This window comes from Staphylococcus gallinarum, assembly GCF_000875895.1.
In the GTDB taxonomy this organism is placed as follows: Bacteria; Bacillota; Bacilli; order Staphylococcales; family Staphylococcaceae; genus Staphylococcus; species Staphylococcus gallinarum.
This window is the reverse complement of the sequence record NZ_JXCF01000244.1, coordinates 1-241: the sequence shown is the minus strand read 5'-3', so window position 1 is coordinate 241 and position 241 is coordinate 1. Positions and strand designations below refer to the sequence as shown.

Sequence of the window (241 nt, the reverse complement as noted above, 5' to 3'; positions counted from 1 at the left end):
AACTTATTCCCACGTACTTTTTTATCTTCTTCAATGTGTCTATACGTTACGTTGTTTTTCGTTACTCTCGTGATTTCAACACCTTTTTCTTTTAGCAAAGTATTAAATTCTTCAAAGTCTCCTGCGTTATCCTTTGTTTCTTCAACTGCCATTCTTATATCATTTTTCCATGACCTTTTATCTTTATCTATCATGTTCTGTTCTGCCAACGTATATCTGATTTCTGATGACTTTTCTGGCA

The 241-nt window shown here is 33.2% G+C and carries 1 pseudogene; it reads right to left on the bottom strand.

Annotated features, from left to right (window positions below):
- Positions 1–241, bottom strand: a pseudogene (locus tag SH09_RS14285) (relaxase/mobilization nuclease domain-containing protein); the annotation flags it as partial.